This is a genomic window from Kineococcus lubricus (assembly GCF_050871965.1).
In the GTDB taxonomy this organism is placed as follows: Bacteria; Actinomycetota; Actinomycetes; order Actinomycetales; family Kineococcaceae; genus Kineococcus.
Window position 1 is genome coordinate 36,948 of record NZ_JBJLSK010000013.1, and the last position, 18,723, is coordinate 55,670.

16 protein-coding genes, 1 pseudogene and 1 riboswitch are annotated in these 18,723 nt (G+C 77.1%); of the genes and pseudogenes, 1 reads left to right on the top strand and 16 read right to left on the bottom strand.

Features of this window, described 5'->3' with window-relative positions; genetic code table 11:
• Window positions 1-42: 42 nt before the first annotated feature.
• The 7 genes and pseudogenes from ACRYRX_RS11485 to thiM all read right to left on the bottom strand — a co-directional run bounded on the left by ACRYRX_RS11485 (window position 43) and on the right by thiM (window position 8,303).
• The gene (locus ACRYRX_RS11485; protein WP_432512061.1) at window positions 43-1,746 is read right to left on the bottom strand and encodes a DEAD/DEAH box helicase; all 1,704 of its coding nucleotides are present in this window, start codon (window positions 1,744-1,746) and stop codon (window positions 43-45) included.
• Between the two features lie 207 nt (window positions 1,747-1,953).
• Window positions 1,954-4,065: a phosphate acetyltransferase gene (pta, locus tag ACRYRX_RS11490; protein ID WP_432512062.1), complete on the bottom strand. Its 2,112-nt coding sequence runs from the start codon at window positions 4,063-4,065 to the stop codon at window positions 1,954-1,956.
• 43 nt (window positions 4,066-4,108) lie between these two features.
• Window positions 4,109-5,323 (bottom strand): acetate/propionate family kinase, encoded by a 1,215-nt coding sequence (locus tag ACRYRX_RS11495; RefSeq protein ID WP_432512063.1) that lies wholly within the window; start codon window positions 5,321-5,323, stop codon window positions 4,109-4,111.
• A 74-nt stretch (window positions 5,324-5,397) separates the two neighbouring features.
• Window positions 5,398-6,060 carry a TenA family protein gene (locus ACRYRX_RS11500; RefSeq protein ID WP_432512064.1) on the bottom strand — a complete coding sequence of 221 codons (663 nt, stop codon included), beginning with the start codon at window positions 6,058-6,060 and terminating at the stop codon, window positions 5,398-5,400.
• Window positions 6,057-6,872: a bifunctional hydroxymethylpyrimidine kinase/phosphomethylpyrimidine kinase gene (thiD, locus tag ACRYRX_RS11505; protein ID WP_432512065.1), complete on the bottom strand. Its 816-nt coding sequence runs from the start codon at window positions 6,870-6,872 to the stop codon at window positions 6,057-6,059. The genes ACRYRX_RS11500 and thiD overlap by 4 nt, the downstream gene beginning before the upstream one ends.
• Window positions 6,869-7,462 (bottom strand): annotated as a pseudogene (thiE, locus tag ACRYRX_RS11510) (thiamine phosphate synthase); the annotation flags it as partial. The pseudogene thiE and the gene thiD, both read right to left, overlap by 4 nt.
• Window positions 7,463-7,499: 37 nt before the next feature.
• Complete coding sequence (gene thiM / locus ACRYRX_RS11515) at window positions 7,500-8,303, bottom strand: hydroxyethylthiazole kinase (RefSeq protein WP_432512066.1); 804 nt, start codon at window positions 8,301-8,303, stop codon at window positions 7,500-7,502.
• Window positions 8,296-8,396, bottom strand: a riboswitch (TPP riboswitch). Its footprint overlaps the gene before it by 8 nt.
• Before the next feature lie 51 nt (window positions 8,397-8,447).
• On the opposite strand from thiM, the gene ACRYRX_RS11520 reads away from it, so the two are divergent.
• Window positions 8,448-8,903, top strand: a complete 456-nt coding sequence (locus ACRYRX_RS11520; RefSeq protein ID WP_432512067.1) for a DUF4383 domain-containing protein — start codon at window positions 8,448-8,450, stop codon at window positions 8,901-8,903.
• Between the two features lie 44 nt (window positions 8,904-8,947).
• Here the strand turns inward: ACRYRX_RS11520 and mgrA are convergent, their stop codons facing one another.
• The 9 genes from mgrA to ACRYRX_RS11565 are packed head-to-tail and all read right to left on the bottom strand — an operon-like array spanning window position 8,948 to window position 18,606.
• On the bottom strand, window positions 8,948-9,982 hold the full coding sequence (mgrA, locus tag ACRYRX_RS11525; protein ID WP_432512068.1) for an L-glyceraldehyde 3-phosphate reductase: 1,035 nt from the start codon (window positions 9,980-9,982) through the stop codon (window positions 8,948-8,950).
• A gap of 31 nt (window positions 9,983-10,013) precedes the next feature.
• Window positions 10,014-10,463 (bottom strand): beta/alpha barrel domain-containing protein, encoded by a 450-nt coding sequence (locus ACRYRX_RS11530; RefSeq protein ID WP_432512069.1) that lies wholly within the window; start codon window positions 10,461-10,463, stop codon window positions 10,014-10,016.
• Window positions 10,464-10,516: 53 nt separating this feature from the next.
• Window positions 10,517-11,242, bottom strand: a complete 726-nt coding sequence (locus tag ACRYRX_RS11535; protein ID WP_432512070.1) for an LmeA family phospholipid-binding protein — start codon at window positions 11,240-11,242, stop codon at window positions 10,517-10,519.
• Between the two features lie 32 nt (window positions 11,243-11,274).
• On the bottom strand, window positions 11,275-12,240 hold the full coding sequence (locus tag ACRYRX_RS11540; RefSeq protein ID WP_432512071.1) for a hypothetical protein: 966 nt from the start codon (window positions 12,238-12,240) through the stop codon (window positions 11,275-11,277).
• Window positions 12,237-13,334 carry a hypothetical protein gene (locus ACRYRX_RS11545; RefSeq protein ID WP_432512072.1) on the bottom strand — a complete coding sequence of 366 codons (1,098 nt, stop codon included), beginning with the start codon at window positions 13,332-13,334 and terminating at the stop codon, window positions 12,237-12,239. Before ACRYRX_RS11545 ends, ACRYRX_RS11540 begins: the two co-directional genes overlap by 4 nt.
• The gene (locus ACRYRX_RS11550) at window positions 13,331-15,064 is read right to left on the bottom strand and encodes an ABC transporter ATP-binding protein (protein ID WP_432512073.1); all 1,734 of its coding nucleotides are present in this window, start codon (window positions 15,062-15,064) and stop codon (window positions 13,331-13,333) included. The genes ACRYRX_RS11545 and ACRYRX_RS11550 overlap by 4 nt, the downstream gene beginning before the upstream one ends.
• Window positions 15,061-16,203 (bottom strand): glycosyltransferase, encoded by a 1,143-nt coding sequence (locus tag ACRYRX_RS11555; RefSeq protein ID WP_432512074.1) that lies wholly within the window; start codon window positions 16,201-16,203, stop codon window positions 15,061-15,063. Before ACRYRX_RS11555 ends, ACRYRX_RS11550 begins: the two co-directional genes overlap by 4 nt.
• A complete protein-coding gene (locus ACRYRX_RS11560; protein WP_432512075.1) occupies window positions 16,203-17,417 on the bottom strand; it encodes a glycosyltransferase in 1,215 nt (404 codons plus the stop codon). Before ACRYRX_RS11560 ends, ACRYRX_RS11555 begins: the two co-directional genes overlap by 1 nt.
• Window positions 17,407-18,606: a glycosyltransferase family protein gene (locus ACRYRX_RS11565; protein WP_432512076.1), complete on the bottom strand. Its 1,200-nt coding sequence runs from the start codon at window positions 18,604-18,606 to the stop codon at window positions 17,407-17,409. The genes ACRYRX_RS11560 and ACRYRX_RS11565 overlap by 11 nt, the downstream gene beginning before the upstream one ends.
• Window positions 18,607-18,723 lie beyond the last annotated feature (117 nt).

An 18,723-nucleotide genomic window follows, 5' to 3' on the forward strand; every position in this document is an offset into this window, starting at 1 on the left:
GGGCGGCGTGGGGCGGGGGGACCGCCTCACGCCGGTGCTGCGTCAGTCGCGCGGGGCGCTCTCGCGGCGCGGGCCGCGCGAACCGCTGTCGCCGCCGTCGCGGCGCGGGCCGCGGAACCCGCCGTCGCGACGGGGACCACCGCGGAACCCGCCCTCGCGGCGCGGGCCGCGGCGCGGGCCACGGCCCTCGCGGTTCTCGGTCGTGCGGCGGGGCTTGATGACCACGGGCTCACCGGACTCGGCGACCTCGCGGACGGTCTCGTCCCCGGCGTGGACGTTCTCCACCGCGTTGGCGGTCACACCGGCGTCGCGGTGCAGCCAGCCGTAGCGGCGGACCTGGTCGGGCAGCGCGATCGCGAGGACCGTGCCCTTGGCGCCGGCGCGCGCGGTGCGGCCGGAGCGGTGCAGGTAGTCCTTGTGGTCGTTCGGCGGGTCCACGTGCACGACGAGGTCCACGTCGTCGACGTGGATGCCGCGGGCCGCGACGTCGGTCGCGACCAGGACGCGGGTCTCCCCGGCGCTGAACGCGTCGATCGCCTTGGACCGCTGCGACTGGCGCAGGTCGCCGTGGATCGCCTCGGCCGGGGCGCCGGCCTCGCGCAGCTGGTCGGCCAGGCGCTGGGCGCCCAGCTTGGTGCGCACGAAGAAGATCGAGCGCGCCGGGCGCTGGCTGATCTCGGTGAGGATCGACAGCTTGTCGTGCGGGCGCACGGCGAACACGCGGTGCTCCATGTGCCCGACGTCCTCGGGGTCGGCCGGGACGGCGTGGAAGGCGGGCTCGGTGAGGAAGTCCGTCACCAGGGCCTCGACACCGCGGTCCAGCGTCGCGGAGAAGAACATCCGCTGACCGCCGGGCTTGGTGCCCTCCAGGATGGCGCGCACGTTGGGCAGGAAGCCCAGGTCGGCCATGTGGTCGGCCTCGTCCAGGACGGCGACGTCGACCTCGGCGAGGGAGACGGCGTCGCGCTCGATGAGGTCCACGAGACGGCCCGGCGTCGCGATGAGGACGTCGATGCCGCGCTGCAGCGCGGCGATCTGCCGACCGTAGGGCACGCCGCCGACGACCACGGACAGCCGCAGGTCGAGGGAGTCGCCCAGCGGGCGCAGCGAGTCCGCGACCTGCATGGCCAGCTCGCGGGTCGGCACGAGCACCAGGCCGCGGGGGGCGCCGGTGATGCGGGCGCGCTTCTGCTGGGCCAGGCGGGCCAGCATCGGCAGGCCGAAGCCGAGGGTCTTGCCGGAGCCGGTGCGGGCGCGGCCCAGGATGTCGCGGCCGGCGATGCCGTCGGGCAGCACGCGCTGCTGGATGGCGAACGGCTTGGTCATCCCGCGGCGCTCGAGCGCCGCGACCAGCTCGTCGGGCAGGCCCAGCTCGGAGAACGTCGCGTCGACGACCTCGATCTGCTCGGCCGCGGTCAGCGCCTGCTCGGTGGCCGAGGGCGCGAACGAGCGGGGGCTGCGGGGCGGGCCGCTGCGGCTGGAGCGGCCGCGGTAGCCGCCCTGACCACCGCTGCTGCGGCCCTGGTAGCCGCCGGAGCTGCTGCGGTTGCCGTAGGAGGAACCGCCGTCGCGGCTGCCGTACCCGCCGGAGCGGGGGCGGTCGTCGCGGTCGCGGTCGAAGGAACGCTCACCGCGGTCGGACCGCTCGTAGCGGTCGGTGTAGCCGCGGGACTCGCGGCGCTGGAAACCACCCTCGTCGTTGCGGGGGCGGGAGGAACGGTACGAACGGTCGTCGTACTGGGGCATGGGGTACTGAACTCCACGTGGGGCTGTCGGCCGCACGGCGGTCCGCCCCCAGAACACGCGCAGAACGCACCAAAGCTGAGGGATGAGACTCAAGCGACCTCGCGGGCGGCTCGCCCGCTGAGTGGACGGCATGTGACCGTCACCTCAAGGGTAACAGCCCTCGCCCCCGGTCTCTTCCCCCCGCGGTCCGCCCCCTCCCCCGCCCGGTCAGCCGCGGGAGGCCTGGATGGCGGTCAGCGCGATCGTGTAGACGATGTCGTCGACGAGCGCCCCCCGCGACAGGTCGTTCACCGGCTTGGCCAGCCCCTGCAGCATCGGCCCGACCGAGATGACGCCCGCGTTGCGCTGCACCGCCTTGTAGGTGGTGTTCCCGGTGTTCAGGTCGGGGAAGACGAACACCGTGGCGCGGCCGGCGACGGGCGAGTCCGGCGCCTTGGACGCCGCGACGGACGCCACGGCCGCGGCGTCGTACTGGAGCGGGCCGTCGATGATCAGGCCGGGTTCGCGCTCGCGGGCGATGCGGGTGGCCTCAGCCACCTTGTCTACGCTGGAACCGGACCCGGAGGACCCGGTGGAGAAGCTGATCATCGCCACCCGCGGCTCGATGCCGAACGCGCGCGCCGAGGCCGCCGACTGCAGGGCGATGTCGGCGAGGTCCTCGGCCCCCGGGTCGGGGTTCACGGCGCAGTCGCCGTAGATCACGACGTCGTCGGGCAGGCACATGAAGAACACGCTGGACACCAGCCGGGCCCCCGGCTTGGTCCGGATCACTTGCAGCGCAGGGCGTACCGTCGCGGCGGTGGTGTGCACGGCGCCGGCGACCAGGCCGTCGACGTCCCCGGCCTGCAGCATCGTGGTGCCCAGCCAGATCGGGTCGGCCAGGGAGTCGCGCGCCACGTCCGGCTGCATGCCCTTGTGCTTGCGGGCCTCCACGAGCACGTCGACGTAGGAGTCCACGAGCGCGGCGGGGTCCAGCACCTCCACGCCCTCGGGCAGCGTCAGGCCCAGCCCGGCCGCCACCGACGCCACCTCCTCGGGGTTCCCCAGCAGGACCGGGCGGGCGATGCCGCGCTGGGCGCAGATCGCGGCGGCCTGCACGGTCCGGGGCTCGGTGCCCTCGGGCAGCACGATGCGCTGGACGCGCTCGGCGGCCAGCGTCGTCAGGCGGCGGCGGAACGCGGCCGGGGACAGCCGCGGCCGGTGCGCGGCCGTGGGCAGGCCCGCCAGCCAGCCCGGGTCCAGGGCGTCGGCGACCGTGGCGCTCAGCGCCAGCGCGCGTTCGGCGTCGTCGGCGGGGACCTCGGGGTCGAGGCGGTTGACGGCCGTCGCCGTCGCGTACGTGCTGCTGCCCGAGCGCAGGATCGGCAGCCCGGTGGCCGCGGCCGCCCCGGTGAGCTCGGCGACCCGCGGGTCCAGCCCCACCCCCGCGGTGAGCAGCAGCCCGGCCAGGCGGGTGCCGTTCAGCGCGGCGAGGCAGGTGGCCATGACGACGTCGTGCCGGTCGCCGGGCACCAGGATGAGCCGGCCCTCGCGCAGCAGCGGCAGCATCCCCGGCACGGCCTGCGCGGCGACGACGACCTCCTTGATGCGCCGGCCCTGGTCGCCGTGGGTGAGCACCTCCACGCCCAGCTCGTGGTCGAGGTCGCGCACCAGGTCCCGCACCCGCGGCCAGGTGAGGTCCCCGCGGTAGGGCACGACGCCGACCAGGGGGATGTCGTGGTGCTCCAGCGCCCCGCGCAGGGCCGCGACGCGGCTGACGGCCGTCTCGGGGTCGTCGGCCACGGGCCAGCGGGACACGACCCCGCCGATGACGCGCAGCGCCTCCCCGGTGCGGTACGTGCCGGCCGTGACGGCCATGTCCTCGGCGATCCGCTCCGGCGCCCCCGGCTCGGCCCCCAGCAGCCCGGCCGACCCCACGAGCAGGACGTCGGCGTCCAGCGCGGTCGCCAGGGCCTGGTTGACGCGGCCGGAGAACACCTGGTCGGCCGAGGGGGCCAGCCCCTCGACGACGACGACGTCGTGGGCGGCGAGCACCTGCTCGGCGGCGGCCACGACCTCCTCCATGAGGTCGTCGACCTCACCGCGGGACAGGCGCTCGACGACGTGGGCGGCCGCGATCGGCTCGGCCGGGTCCAGGGCCGTGGTGAGCCGGACGAGGGCCACCGAGCGGTCGCCGTCGCCGGGCCGGGTGGACTGGGCGAGGGGCTTGTGGAAGCCCACCGCGACGCCGCGGGCGTCGAGGGCCCGCAGGAGCCCCAGGCAGGTCGAGGTGAGGCCGGCACCGTGGCCGGTGGGGACGACGAGCAGCACGCGGGCCATGCGTCCCAGCTTCTCCCACGTCCGCCGCCGGGGCGCCCCCGGGTCAGGCGTTCTCGACCAGGGCCACGGTGTCGCGCGCGATGAGCAGCTCCTCGTCGGTGGGCACCACCATCGCCAGCGGCCCGGGACCGGGGACCGTGATGCGCCCCGGCGGGGTCGACTCCCGGCCGTGCGCGTCGTTGGCGGCGGGGTCCTCGCGCAGCCCCAGGTGCTGCAACCGCTGCAGCAGCATCGAGCGGACGTTCTTCGCGTTCTCCCCGATGCCGCCGGTCAGGACGAGCGCGTCCAGCCCGCCCAGGGACACCGTGAGCGCCGCGACGTGCTTGGCCGCGCGGTGCACGAACACGTCCAGCGCGAGCCGGGCCCCGGGGTGGCCCTCGGCGGCCTTGCCCGACAGCGTCCGCACGTCGTTCGACAGCCCCGACAGCGCCAGCAGCCCCGAGGAGGAGTTCAGCTGCTTCACGATCTCGGTGACGCTCTCCCCCGTCCGGTCGGCGACGAGCTCCACGACCGCCGGGTCCAGGTCGCCCGAGCGCGTCCCCATGACCAGCCCCTCCAGCGGGGTGAGGCCCATCGTGGTGTCCACCGAGCGGCCGCCGAGCACCGCGGTCGCGCTGCACCCGTTGCCCAGGTGCGCGACGACGAGCTTGAGCTCCTTCGGGTCGCGGCCGTCGGCCTCGTGCAGGACCTGCGCGGCCCGCTGGCTGACGAACCGGTGGCTCGTGCCGTGCATGCCGTAGCGGCGGACGCCGAACTCCTCGTACCAGCGCGCCGGGACGGCGTACCGGTAGTTCGTCTCGGGCATCGTCTGGTGGAACGCGGTGTCGAACACCGCGACGTGCTCCAGGTCGGGCAGCACCGCGCGCGCGGCCTCGATGCCGGAGGCGTTCGCCGGGTTGTGCAGCGGGGCCAGCGCCGACAGCTCGTGGATCTGCGCCAGCACGCGGTCGTCGACGCGGACCGAGCCGCGGAACACCTGCCCGCCCTGCACGACGCGGTGGCCGACGCCGAGCAGCGGCGGCAGGTCCAGGTCGAGCAGCCGCTGCAGGACGTGCGCCAGCGCGCCGCGGTGCGTCGTCGCCGCGGGGGTGATGGTCCGCGTGCCCTCGGCGGTGGTCATGTGCACGACGGCGTCGGGGCTGCCGATGCGTTCGCCCAGGCAGCTCAGCGCGCGCTCGCCCGTGACGGGGTCGACGAGGGCGAGCTTCACCGAGGAGCTGCCGCAGTTGACGACGACGACGGAACCGCTGCTGGACAAAGAGATCTCCTCCCGACGGGCCTGCCGCTGCAGGCTCTGCCCGAAGGCTCTCACGCGGGGCCGGGACGGACCGCTCAGCCGGTGGCGGGCCAGCGCTCCAGGCGGTGCGCGGTCTCCCAGAACAGCCACTCGTAGCGCGTCGCCACGGCGAACGCCTCGTGCATGGCCTCGGACAGTTCCGGCGTGGCGGCCTCGTCGACGAACCGGCGGGCCTCGGTCACCGAGGCGTGGAACTCCGGGGCGTCGTATGCCGCGACCCACCGCGCGTAGGGGTGGCCGGGGACGAGCTCGGCGTGCGCGGCCAGTCGCCGCCCGGCGTCGGCGTAGACCCAGAAGCACGGCAGCACCGCGGCCGCCGCGACGGCGTACGGGGCGGTCGCGGCCGTCGCCACCAGGTACGACACGTACCCCAGGGTCGTCGGGGACGCCTCGGGCGTGCCGTCGGCCGGCGGCAGCGACCCGCCGTCGAGCAGGTCGGCGTGCAGCGAGGCCTCCACCACGGCCGCGCCGTGCGCCGAGCGCGCCCAGAACCCGGCGCTGTCGGCGCCGGGGGCGCGGGCGGCCAGCAGCGACAGGGCGCGGGCGTACCCGGCGAGGTAGAGCGTGTCCTGCTCGAGGTAGTTGCGGAAGGCGCGCGGGTCGAGGGTCCCGGCGCCGAGCTCGGCGAGGAACACCGACCCCTCGATGGCCCCGCGCAGGCCGGCGGTGCGTTCCCAGGTCAGGTCGGTGAAGGTCACGAGGGGTCCTCCCGCAGGGCGAAGGCGTGGTCGAGGGGGCCGTGGCCGTGGCCGACGCGCAACCGGGCGCCGGCCGTCAGGGCGGCCTGGAGGTAGTCGCGGGCCGCGGGGACGAGGTCCTCCCAGGTGGCGCCGGGGTGCAGCGCGGCCTGGGCGGCCAGGGCGGCGGACAGGGTGCAGCCGGTGCCGTGGGTGGCGGTCGTGTCGACCCGCGGGCGGCGGACGAGGGTGGTCCCGGCCGGGGTGGCCAGGACGTCGACGCTCTGCTCGCCGGTCAGGTGCCCGCCCTTGAGCAGGACCGCGGTCCCGCTGCGGCGCAGCAGTTCCCGCGCCTGCTCCCGGCAGTCGTCGAGGTCGACGGCGGGGTCGGCGCCGAGCAGGACGGCGGCCTCGGGCACGTTCGGGGTGACGAGGTCGGCGGCGGGCAGCAGCTCCTCGCGCACCGCGGCGACGGCGGCCGGGTCCAGCAGCCGGTCGCCGCTGGTGGCGACCATCACCGGGTCCAGGACGACGGGGCCGAGGTCGCGGGTCCGCACGGCGTGCGCGACGGCCGCCACGATCCCGGCGTCGGCGAGCATCCCGATCTTGGTGGCGTGCACGGCGATGTCGTCGAGGACGGCGTCGAGCTGCTCGGTGACGAACCCCGCGGGGACGACGTGGACGCCGCGGACGCCGCGGGTGTTCTGCGCCGTCAGGGCCGTCAGGACGCTCGTGCCGTACACCGCGTGCGCGGCGAACGTCTTGAGGTCGGCCTGGATCCCCGCTCCCCCGCCCGGATCGCTGCCGGCGACGGTCAGCGCGACGCGGCTCACGCCCGGTCCCACTGCGCCCGCAGGTCCCGCGCGGCCCGTTCGGGGTCGGCGGCCTCGCAGATCTCCGACACCACGCAGAACCCGGTGATCCCGGTGTGCCGCAACGTGTCGAGGTTGTCGGGGTGGATCCCGCCGATGGCGACGCACGGCACGGGCGCGGCCGCGACGACGGCCCGGACGCCGTCGGCGCCGAGCGCGGCGGCGGCGTCGGGTTTCGTCGCGGTGTCCCGCACCGGACCGACGCCGAGGACGTCGACGACGGCCGGGTCGACGCGGGCCGCCTCGGCCGGGCTGGACACCGACAGCCCCAGCAGCAGGTGCGGGGCGATGCGCCGCACCTCCTCGGCCGGCAGGTCCGACTGCCCCAGGTGGACGCCCTCGACCCCGGCGACGAGCGCGACGTCCACGGCGTCGTTCACGAACAGCGGGACGCCGGTGCCGCGCAGCACGTCCTGGACGGCCCGCACCAGCGCGAGGCGGTCCCGGTCGGTGCCGTCCTTGGCGCGCACCTGCACGGCGTCGACACCGCCGGCGACGGCGGCGCGCACGACCGCGGGCACCCCGCGGGGCCCGCACCGGGCGGTGTCGGTGACGAGGTAGAGGGTGGGGGCGAAGCGGGGCGAGGGCTCACGCGAGCCGCTCCGCGGCCTCGCGCAGGGCGCCGGCGTCGACGGCGTCGAGCTCGTCGACCCACGCGGTGGCGAACGTGCCGGGCCGCTGCGTGCGCTGCGCGGCGCGCTCGGCGGCGACGGCGACGTGCAGGTGGGCGGCGACGGCCGCGGTCAGCGGGTCGTCGGCCACGGCCGCGTAGGCGGCGGCCAGGGCGCCCAGTGAGCAGCCCGCGCCGGTCGTGCGGGTCAGCAGCACGTCGCCGCCGGGGACCCGGACGGTGCGGGTCGCGTCGACGACGACGTCCACCGCGCCGGACACCGCGACCGCCCCGCCGGTGCGCCCGGCCAGGTCGCGGGCGGCGGCGACGGCGTCCTCGACGCCGTCCACGGCGTCCACCCCGCGCCCGCCCGCTCCGGCGCCGGCGAGCCCGAGGACCTCCGAGGCGTTGCCGCGGACCACGGCGGGGCGGTGCGCGAGCAGGTCGCGGGCGACGCGGGTGCGGAACTCCAGGCCGCCGACGGCGACGGGGTCCAGGACCCACGGGGTCCCGCGGTCGTGCGCGGACCGCGCGGCCAGGGCCATGGCGCGGGCCTTGGCCTCGTCGAGGGTGCCCACGTTCACCAGGACCGCAGAGGCGACCGCGGCGAACGCGGCGGACTCCTGCTCGTTGTCGACCATCGCCGGGGCGGCGCCGACGGCCAGCAGCGCGTTCGCGGTGATCGTCTGGACCACGGAGTTGGTGAGGCACTGCACGAGCGGGGCGCGCTCGTGCAGCGCGGTGCGCGCCCGCGCGAGGTCGTCCGGTGGAACGGCAGCCATGCCGTGACATCCCTTCGTCAGCGTTACCTGAATCAGGTTCGACGGGTGTGATCTCAGCTGCGCGATCCGCGTGCAGCACCCCGTGTCGCGGCCGACAGTAGCACCGCGGGGTTTACCGCCGTCCCCAGCGGGTAGCGACTCCGCATGAGCACCAACGAGCACGGTTCGAGCGGGCCGGCCCGCCCGCGCACCACGGCGGGGCAGCACCTGTCGCTCATCGTCGGGGTCCTGCTGATCGTCCTGGGGGTGGCGGGTTTCGCGGTGTCCGGGTTCGGCGACTGGACCGGCGGCAGCCAGGAGCAGCAGGTCGTGGGGTTCTCGGTGAACCCGGCGTCCAGCGCGGTGCACCTCGTCCTCGGGGTGCTGGGCGTGCTGGGACGCACGGGGGCGCTCCGGGCCCGCGGGTACGGCCTCGCCCTGTTCGTGGTGTGCGCCGCCCTGTTCGCCTACGGCCTGTCCAGCGAGGGGTCGGGCGACACCGCGCTGAACCTGGCGTGGCCGATCACCACCCTGCACGGCGTCCTGGCCTTCGTGGGGTTGGTGATCGCGTTCGTGACCAAGCGGTCGGCGCGTCCGCCGTCGACGGCCGAACTCGGCTGACCCCCTCGGGGTCCCGGGGGGTCAGCCGGGTTCGTGCGGGGAGGTCAGCCCTCCCCGCCGTCGCGGGCCCCGGCCCACAGGTCGACCCCGGAGTCCACCGCGAACTCCTCGATCGCGGCGAGTTCGGCGTCGGTGAACTCCAGGTTCGCCACGGCGGCGACGTTGTCCTCGACCTGCTGCACCGAACTCGCCCCGATGAGGGTGGTCGTGATGCGGCGGTCGCGCAGCGTCCAGCTCAGGGCCAGCTGCGCCAGCGTCTGGCCGCGCCCGGAGGCGATCTCCTGCAGACCCCGGATGCGCCGCAGGGTCTCCTCGTTCAAGATGCTCGGGTCCAGCGACTTGCCCTGCGCCGCACGCGAGTCCTCGGGGATCCCGTTCAGGTAGCGGTTCGTCAGCAGGCCCTGCGCGAGCGCCGTGAACGGGATGCACCCGACCCCCTCGGCCTCCAGGACGTCGAGCAGGCCGGACTCGATCCACCGGTTGAACATCGAGTACGAGGGCTGGTGGATGAGCAGCGGCGTGCCCAGGTCGCGCAGGATCCGCGCGGCCTGCAGCGTGCGCTCCGGACCGTACGAGGAGATCCCCACGTACAGCGCCTTGCCCGAGCGGACGATGGCGTCCAGCGCCCCCATCGTCTCCTCGAGCGGGGTGTCCGGGTCCGGGCGGTGGTGGTAGAAGATGTCGACGTAGTCCAGGCCCATGCGCTGCAGCGACTGGTCCAGGGACGCGGTCAGGTACTTGCGGGAACCGCGGTCCCCGTACGGGCCGGGCCACATGTCCCAGCCGGCCTTGGAGGAGATGACCAGTTCGTCGCGGTGGGGCTTGAAGTCCTCCCGGAACAGCCGGCCGAAGTTCGTCTCGGCCGCCCCGTAGGGCGGGCCGTAGTTGTTCGCCAGGTCGAAGTGGGTGATGCCCAGGTCGAAGGCGCGGCGGGTGATGTCGCGCTGGGTCTGGAACGGCTTGTCGTCGCCGAAGTTGTGCCAGAACCCCAGCGACAGCGCGGGCAGTTCCAGACCGCTGCGTCCGCAGCGGCGGTAGGGCATGGCGTCGTAACGTCCAGCGTCTGCGGTGTAGGTCACGGCGCCGATCCTGCCACGCCCCCACGCGGCCTCAGCGGAGGGCGACCGCCGCCCGGGCCGGCTCCTCGACGCGGCCGGAGTCCCGGCGCGCGAACCCGTCGGGCGGGGTGATCCGGTGGCCCCCGACGCACCCCACGTCCGCCGGGTCCGCCAGGTCCACCGGGTCCAGGTAGCCGGCGGGGACGGACGTCAGCTCGTGCAGGTCCACCCCCAGCGCCGGCAGCGCCCCCGAGGCGGTCGCCACCCCCGCCGGCAGCGGGACGTCGCGGCGGCGGGCGGCCCCCACGACCGGGCGCGTCGTGCGGGGGCTGACGAGGAACCGCGCCCCGGCGTCCAGCGCCGCCGCGGTGCGCAGGGCGAGTTCGACGACACCGATCCCGCCGGACAGCAGCGCCCGCGCCAGCGGGACCGCGGTGCCCGCGTCGTCGAGGACGACGACGGGGATGACGGGCGAGACGTCGAGCACGCTGGGCCCGGTCACGGGCACGTCCCTCCTCGAAGGTCCTCCCCGACCCTGCTGCGGGCCCCCGCGCGTCAGCCGACCTCGTGGGCGCCGGGGGTGAGGGAGCCGGTGACGACGAGCCCGCTGTCGGCCACCTGCAGCGTCTCCAGCCGCACCTGCGCCGGGATCCCCCGCAGCGGGAACGACCAGCCGCCGAACCCGGCGGCCTCCAGCAGCTGCTCGGCGCGCGCCAGCGGGACGCGGGCCCCCGCCAGCTCCGCCTCCAGGGGTTCGAGGCGGACCGAGTCGCCGTCGAGGACGGGGCGGCCGGTGACCGCGAGGTCGACGCGCAGCCCGAACACCCCGACGCCGGTGGAGGCGCGGACCGCGTCGCCGGCGCGGGCCAGGGCCACGTCCAGGCCCCCGACGGACAGGTCGTCGGCGAGCTGGTCGTAGGGCACCCGCGCGCGCAGGGTGCCGCCGGAGACGTCCACCGTGCCCGCGCCGCCGGTCAGGACGCTGCGCGGCACGTCGACCTCGGGGACGCGGATGCGCACGTCGCGCAGGTCGACGGAGCCGGTGCTGACCCGCGCGACCGTCACGGTGACGTCCTCGAACCGGCCGCGGGCGGCCTGCCACAGGAACGACCCCCCGGCGACGGTGATCCTCGGGTCCTCCGACAGGCCGTACTCGCGGCGGACCTCCTGCGCCACCCGCGCGGTCGCCCAGGTGCGGGCCGCGAGGTCGGCGGCCACGGCGATCACCGCGAGCGCGAGGACGGTGACGATCAGCGGGAGCAGGCGGGGGCGGCGCGACACGTCCCCACTGTCCCAGGGCCGGCCCGGGCGGGTCAGGCGAGCAGCTCGGCCGCGGCGGCCGGGGCCAGACCGCGGAAGGCGTGCACGGCGACGACGCGGCACCGCGCGAGGCGGCGCAGCACCGCCACCCGCGCCGGGTCCGCGCCCGCTCCCGCGTCCGCCGTCCCCGCCCACACCCCCGCTTCGGCCGCGGCGGCGGCGGTGCGCTGCCCGCGGGCGGCGGCGAGGTCGAGGTGGGCGAGCAGGTTCGCGACGTCCAGCGCCGGGTCGGCCAGCGCGGCGGTGTCCACGTCGAGCAGCGTGACGCGCTCGCCGAGCAGCACCTGCCCGTCGTGCAGGTCGCGGTGGGCGGGCACGAGCGGGCGCGGCGGCAGGTGCTGCACGGCCCGCACCGCGTCCCGCGCCGCCGCGGCCAGCGCGGGCGGCGCCACCCCGAAGGCCGTGGCGTCGCCCACCCACCGGTGCAGCGTGGCGACCTCGGCGGTCAGGTCGTGGACGGGGAGGCCGGGGGCGCAGGCGGCGGCGAGCGCCGCCGCAGCCTGCGCGGCGCGTTCCCCGGCGACCCGGTTCGCCTGCGCCGCACCGGAGGTGAGGACGGTGGTGAAGTCCGGGCCGGTGGCGGCGCGCAGGTGCAGGACGCCGGGGGCGGCGCCGAGGACCTCCACGAGGTCGGGGGCGCCGGGCACGTCGCGCAGCGCCCGGCGCAGCTCGGCGTGCCGGGCCAGGGCGATCGCGGTGGCCCGCGCGGAGGCGAGCTTCACGAACCCGTCCGGGCGGCGCAGCACGGCCCGCTTGCCGAACCGGTGGGCGATCAGCTCCCCGCCGAAGGGCGCGGGGTCGGGCAATCGGGGGTCGTGGGGGCGGACCCGGACGGGGGCGCCGGGGCCGGCCGCAGTGCCCGCGACGACGCGCCCGGACGCGTTCCCCTCCAGGACGAGCCCGGCGGCGGGATCCCCCGACCGCCGCGGCCACACCCGCCGCCACGTCACCGCGCTCACGCGCCCACCGCCCCGTCGACCGCCCCGTCGACCGCCCAGGCGGCCCGCTGCACCAGCGCCCGGGTCGCGGCCGCCCACCCGGGCCGCCGCCGCCGGAACGGCTCGGGGGCCCGCAGCAGCGCGGCAGCCGCGACGAGCACCGCGGGGGCCGCCTCCGCCGGGCGGGCGCCGGTCGCGGTGAGCGCGGCGTCCCAGCAGGCCAGGTCCCAGCCGCGCGGGGCGCGGCAGGCCCGGTCGACGTCCAGGACGGCCCAGCCGCCGTCGTGGTGCAGCAGCTGGTCCGGGGACAGGTCGCCGTGCGCGAACACCGCCGGGGCCAGGGCCGGGTCGTCGGCCGCGACGGCGCACCAGCGGGACACCGTGCGGCGCAGCAGGTCCCCGAACCCCGCGTCGAGGGCGGGGGTGCCGGCGGCGGCCCGCCGCACGGCGCCGCGGAGGTCGGCCGGCCCCAGCTCGGGCAGCCCGGTGGGGTCGGCGTGCGCCCAGCGGCCGACGAGGCCGGTCACGGCGGCGGTGTCGTCGGCCGTGGCGGCCCGCCCGGGCAGCCACGGCGCGTGCACCACGTGCGGGCCGTCGGCCCGGCCCGGCGGCACCCGGACCCCGACGGCGTCCAGCGCCCGCCCCGCCCGCAGGCTGCGCCCGACGGTGTCGGGGTCGGCGTGGACCTTCGTCACCGTCGCGCCGTCGGCTCCGTGGAGCACGGCCCGGCGCGCCGGGTTGTGCGCGACCGTGCGGGCCCGCGCGGCGAGGGACCGCACCGCGGGCAGCGCCCGGTCGCAGGCGGCGGGCACCAGCACCAGCCGCAGGTCCTCCCCGACCCGGACCGGCGCCCCGACCGCCGCGCGCAGGTCCTTGCCGGCCTTGCGCCACGACGACGGCGAGTGCGCGGTCAGCAGCCACCACGGCCCGCCGTCCCCGGGGTCGAGGGCCGCGCGCAGCGACGTGGACGGCTTGTGCCGCAACCGGTCCACCCGCGCTCGCGGCAACCCGGTCCAGGCCCGCAACCGGCCGGGGTCCAGGATCGTCGCCAGCCCCGGCAGGTCCGGTTCACCCCGCACGAGCAGGGTGTCGTACCGCTCCTCCGCACCGCTCACCGCAGGACTCCCTCCGGCCGCCGGACGCGGACCGTCCGGAACTGCCCGTCGCGCAGTTCCACGACCCGGTCGCACCGGTCCAGCAGGGAGGCGTCGTGCGTCACGAGGATCGTGGTGCGCCCGGCCGCGAGCCGTTCCAGGGCGTCCAGGACGACGCCCGCCGACGCCTCGTCCAGCCCCGTGGTCGGTTCGTCGAGCAGCAGCAGGCCGGGGTCGCGCAGCAGGGCCCGGGCGATCGCCAGCCGCTGCCGCTGCCCACCGGACAGCGAACTGCCGCGCTCGGCGACGACCGTGTCGTACCCCTGCGGCAGCGCCGCGACGAAACCGTGGGCGCCGGCCAGGCGCACGGCCCGCTCGACGGCGGCGTCGTCGGCCCCCGGCCGCCCCAGCCGCACGTTCTCGCGCACCGTCCCGGCGAACAGCACCGGCTCCTGCAGGACGACGGCCACGTGGTCGCGGACGTCCTTGCGGCGCAACGTGGTCAGGTCGTGCCCGTCGATCAGGACGCGGCCCCCGCACGGGTCGAGCAGCCGCAGCAGCACGTGCAGGGTCGTCGACTTGCCCGACCCGCTCGGGCCGACGACCGCGACCCGCTCCCCCGGGTGCACGACGAGGTCGGCCCCGTCGAGGACGGGGACGCCGGGGGTGCGCTCGACGCGGACGCCCTCGAAGCGCACCGACCCCCGCAGCCGCCGCAGCCCGGAGGCGCCCGGGGTCTCCGGCAGCGCCTCGGCCCGCTCCAGGCAGTCCACGACCCGTTCCCCCGACGCGGCGGCGCGGGCGATGCGCCCGGTGTGCTTGGCCAGGTCGCGCACGGGCCGGAACGCCGCTTTGAGGTAGGTGAGGAACACGACGAGCTCACCGACGCTCAGGGCGCCGTGGCTGACGCGCCAGGCGCCGACGACGAGCACGACGGCCGTCGCGACGCCGACCAGCACGTCGACGCGGCGTTCGAGACCGGCCGCGAGCCGCCGGGCCAGCACGCCCTCGCGCAGGCTCGGCTCGTTGGCCGCCGCGAAGGTGCGGACCTGCTGCTCCTGCAGGTCGTAGGCCTGCACGAGCCCGATCCCGGCGAACGCCTCGGTGGCGTCGGCGGCCAGCGCCCCTTCGCGGCGGCGCTGCTGCCGGCTCGCGGCGGTGATCCGCCGCCCGCTGCGGCGGCCGGTGAGCAGCAGCAGGGGCGCGACGGCCACGACGGCCAGCGCCAGCAGCGGGTCCAGGACGACCATGACGACGGCCATCGCGGCGAACGTCACGAGGCTGCCGACCAGCGGCAGCCCGGCGGTGATCGCGGCCTCCTGGACCCGGCCCACGTCCGAGACGACGCGGGTGACGAGGTCCCCGGCGCGGGAGGTGGCGTGGAAGCCGGGCGCGGCGTGCAGCAGCCGGGAGTGGACCTCCGCGCGCAGCGACGTCGTGGTCCGGGACCCGACGATCGCGAACGCGACGCTCGTCAGGTACGCGCAGACGGCACGCCCCAGGGCCAGCACGACGACGGCGACCCCGGCCAGGACCAGGACCCGCCACGTGCTCGCCCCCGCGCCGGGAGCCCCGGCGGCCACGGGGACGACGTGGTCGATGACGACCTTCAGCGGCCACGGTTCGGCCAGCCGGAACGCGACCTCCCCCAGCAGGGCCAGCAGCCCCCCGGCGGCGATCGGGCGCGACCCGCGGGTGTGCGGCGCCACCAGGGACACGGTGCGCCGCAACGACGCCCGCTGCCCGCTCACGCCGCCACCGCCGTCAGCCCGGCCAGCGACCGGTCCACGACGCGGGCCCAGGTGCCGCGCTCGCACACGGCCCGCCGGCCCGCGGCGGCCAGGTCCCGCCGCAGGCCCGGGCAGGTGTGCAGCCGGTGCAGGGCGGCGGCCAGCGCGCCGGGGTCCCCGGCCGGCACGAGCAGCAGCTCGGTCCCGTCGCGGTAGGTCGCGGCCAGGTCCCCCACGGCGGCGGCCACCGTGGCGACCCCCGCGGCCAGGTACTCGGCGACCTTCAGCGGGGAGAAGTACCGCGCGCCCACCGGGTACGGGGCGACGGCGACGTCCGCCCCGGCCAGCAGTCCGGGCACCGCGGCCGGGTCGACCGCTCCCGGCGCCCGGACCGCGATCCCGAGCGCGACGGCGCGGTCCAGGACGGCGGCGCGCTGCGGCCCGTCCCCGACGAGCAGCAGGTCCACCTCCCCCGCCGCGGGCGTCCCGCCGACGGCCTCGACGAGCAGGTCCACGCCGTGCCAGGGCCGGAAACCCCCGACGAACGCCACCCGCAGCCGCCCGTCCGGGGTGCGCGGGCGCGGGACGAACCGGTCGGTGTCGACCCCGTTGGGGACGACGAGGACGTCCGGCGCCGGTGCGGTCGCCCGCACCCAGCCGGCGACGGCGGAGCTGACGGCCACGACCCGCCCGGCCGCGGTGAGCGCCCGGCGGGTCCGTCCGTCGGCGCCCGCGACGTCGTGCAGGCCGCGGTGCTCGCGCTGCTCCAGGGGCAGCGGGGCGTTGACCTCCAGGACGGAGGGGACGGCGAGGCGGCGGGCGGTCTCCTGGGCCGCGCAGCCGAACAGCGCGTACCGCTCGTACAGCAGGCCGTCGCGGCGACCGTCGAGCAGACCGGCGACGACGCGCCCGAGCCGCCCGTCGGCGGCGACGAGGTCGGCCTCGCGCTCGGCGCGGCCGGCGGCCGGCGGCAGCGGGACCGGGTGCACGGTGACGGCGGCCAGGTCCGGGGGCGGGGTCCCGCCGGGCCGGGTCGTCACCACGTGGACGTCGTGACCGGCGCCGGCCAGGACCCGCAGGACCTCCTGCGCGTGCACCGAGCACCCCTTGCCGCCGAACACCGGCACCCCCGGGTCGAGGCTGGCGAACACGACGCGCATCAGCCCACCCCCACCGGTGCGGCGCAGCCCACGGCGCGGGTGACCTCCCGCAGCCGGGCGGCCTGGACCCGCACGTCGAAGAACTGCTCGACGCGGGCCCGGGCCGCGCGGGCGTGGGCCCGGCCGAGCTCGGGGTCGTCCAGGACCCGCCGCAGCGCACCCGCGAGCGCCTGCGGGTCGCGGCTGGGGACGAGGGTGCCGGTGATGCCGTCCAGGACGGCCTCGGGGATCCCGGTGACGGGCGTGGAGACGACGGGCGTGCCCAGGGCCATGGCCTCCAGCAGCACCGTCGGGAGCCCGTCGCGGTCGCCGTCCCCGGCGACGACGCAGGGCGCGGCGAACACGGCGGCGCGGTGCAGCAGAGCCACGACGTCGTGCTGCGGCAGCGGGCCGGTGAACTCCACCGCGGCCCCGAGCCCGGCGGCGCGGGCGCGCAGCTCGCCGTCGAGACGGCCCGCGCCGACGAGCACCAGCCGCACCGGGTCACCCGCGGCGCGCAGGACCCGCACGGCGTCCAGCAGGTCGGCGAAACCCTTCTTCTCGACGAACCGGCCGACGGCGGCCACGAGGCGCTCGCGGCCCACGGGCGCCCGGTAGGGCAGCTCGTCGAGGTCGAGGCCGTTGTGGACGCGGACGACCCGGGCGGCGGGGTGGTGGGCGGCGAGGTGCCGGACGTTGTGGTCGCTGACGGTCACGACGGCCGCGGCGTCGGCCAGGACCCGCGCCGGGACGGCCGGGTCGGCGGGCGGGACGTAGATGTCCTTGGCGTGCGCGGTGACGGTGTACCCGGTGCCGAGCAGCCGCGCGGCCAGCCGGGTCGTGCGGCCCGCCAGCGTCGCGAAGTGCGCGTGCAGGTGCCCGATGCCGAGGTCGTGCGCCCACAGCGCGACCCCGACGGCCTGGGCGGCGACGTCGACGTCCTCGGCGAGCAGTTCGGGCAGGGTCGCGGTGAAGCCGGGCAGGCCGGCGGCGCGGCCCAGCAGGGGCCACAGCGCCTGGCTGGACCGTCCCCCGTTCTCCCCGATCCAGGTGACCGGGGCCTGGACCCCGGCGAGCAGGGCGTGGAACCGCGGGTCGGTGGGGGCGCGCAGGCTGGCGACGGCGATCCGTTCGCCCTGGGCCTCGCGGGCGGCGATCTCGCGGACGACGAACGTCTCGGAGAAGCGCGGGTACATCTTCACGACGTACCCCGTGGTGGTTCCTTCAGCTCGCACGGCGGGCCTCCGTCGGGTCGGTGGGGGTTTCGAGGAGTTCACGGCCCAGGCGCTGCACGGCGCCGAGGCCGTCGAGGTCGCAGCGGCCGCGGGCGGCGGCGTGGTCGAGGTCGCCGTGGACGGCGCGCGCGATCCAGCGGGCCAGTTCGGCCGGGCCGGGGTCGCGGGCGTGGTCGAGCAGCCCGCGGCGGGCCATGGCCCGGGCGCGGACGAGCTGCTCGCGGCGGGGCCGGCAGCGGGGGACGACGAGGGCGGGGGTGCCGGTGGCCAGGACCTCGGCGACGGTGTTGTACCCGCCCATGCAGACGACGGCGTCGGCCTGCGCGGCCCAGTCGGGGAAGGCGTCGGTGAAGGCGACGACGTCGAGGTCGTCGCGGGTGGCCGCGGCCCGGTCCAGCTCGGCGCGGACGTCGGGCTGGGCGAACGGTCCGGGCAGCAGCACCAGCCGCGTCCCGGGGGGCAGCTCGGTGGCCAGCAGGGTGCGGGTCAGGCCGGCCCCGTCGACGCCGCCGCCGACGGCGGCCAGCACGGTGCGCGGGTGCGACCCGCTGGGCGCGGGGGCCCCGGTGCGGCGGCCCGCCGCGAGGTACCCGGTGAAGCGGGTGCGCCGGGCCAGGTGCGGGGGCAGCGCGAGGTCGCGGCACAGGTCGTGGACGGCGGGGTCGCCGTAGACCCACACCTCGTCGTACCAGCGTTCCAGCGCCTCGTCGCCGCGGTCCCGGTGCCACTGCGCGCGGGTGGCGGCCGGTCCGTCGAGGACGTCGCGCAGGCCCAGGACGGTGCGGGTCCGGCCGGTGCGGCGCAGGGCGTCCAGCGCTGGTTCGAGTTCCCCGCCGAAACCCCGCGGGACCTTGTCTACGACGAGCAGGTCCGGTTCCCAGGCGGTGAGGGCGCCGGTGAGGGTCGCGGCCCGCAGCCCGACGACGGCGTCGAGGGGGACGTCGAGGGCGCCGGCGGCGTAGCCGCCGTCGGCGTCCTTGCGCACCGAGGGCAGCACGAGGGTGTCGACCCCGGCCGGGACGGGGAACCGTTGCGCGGCGGGCGATCCGGTGAGGACGAGGACGTCGGGGGCGGTCGGCCCGGAGCGCAGCGCGGCGGCGAGGGCCAGGTTGCGGCGCAGGTGCCCGAGCCCGCAGGTGTCGTGGCCGTAGAGGGCGACGCGGGGACGGCGGGGTGGGGAGGGGGTCACGGTGGCTCCTCGGTCGGTGGACTCCGGGTGACTGCTGGGGGCCGACGCTAGGGACGCGGGGTGAGGGGACCGTGAGCCGATCGTGAGAGGGTTCTCACCCGCCGCTCATGACCGCGG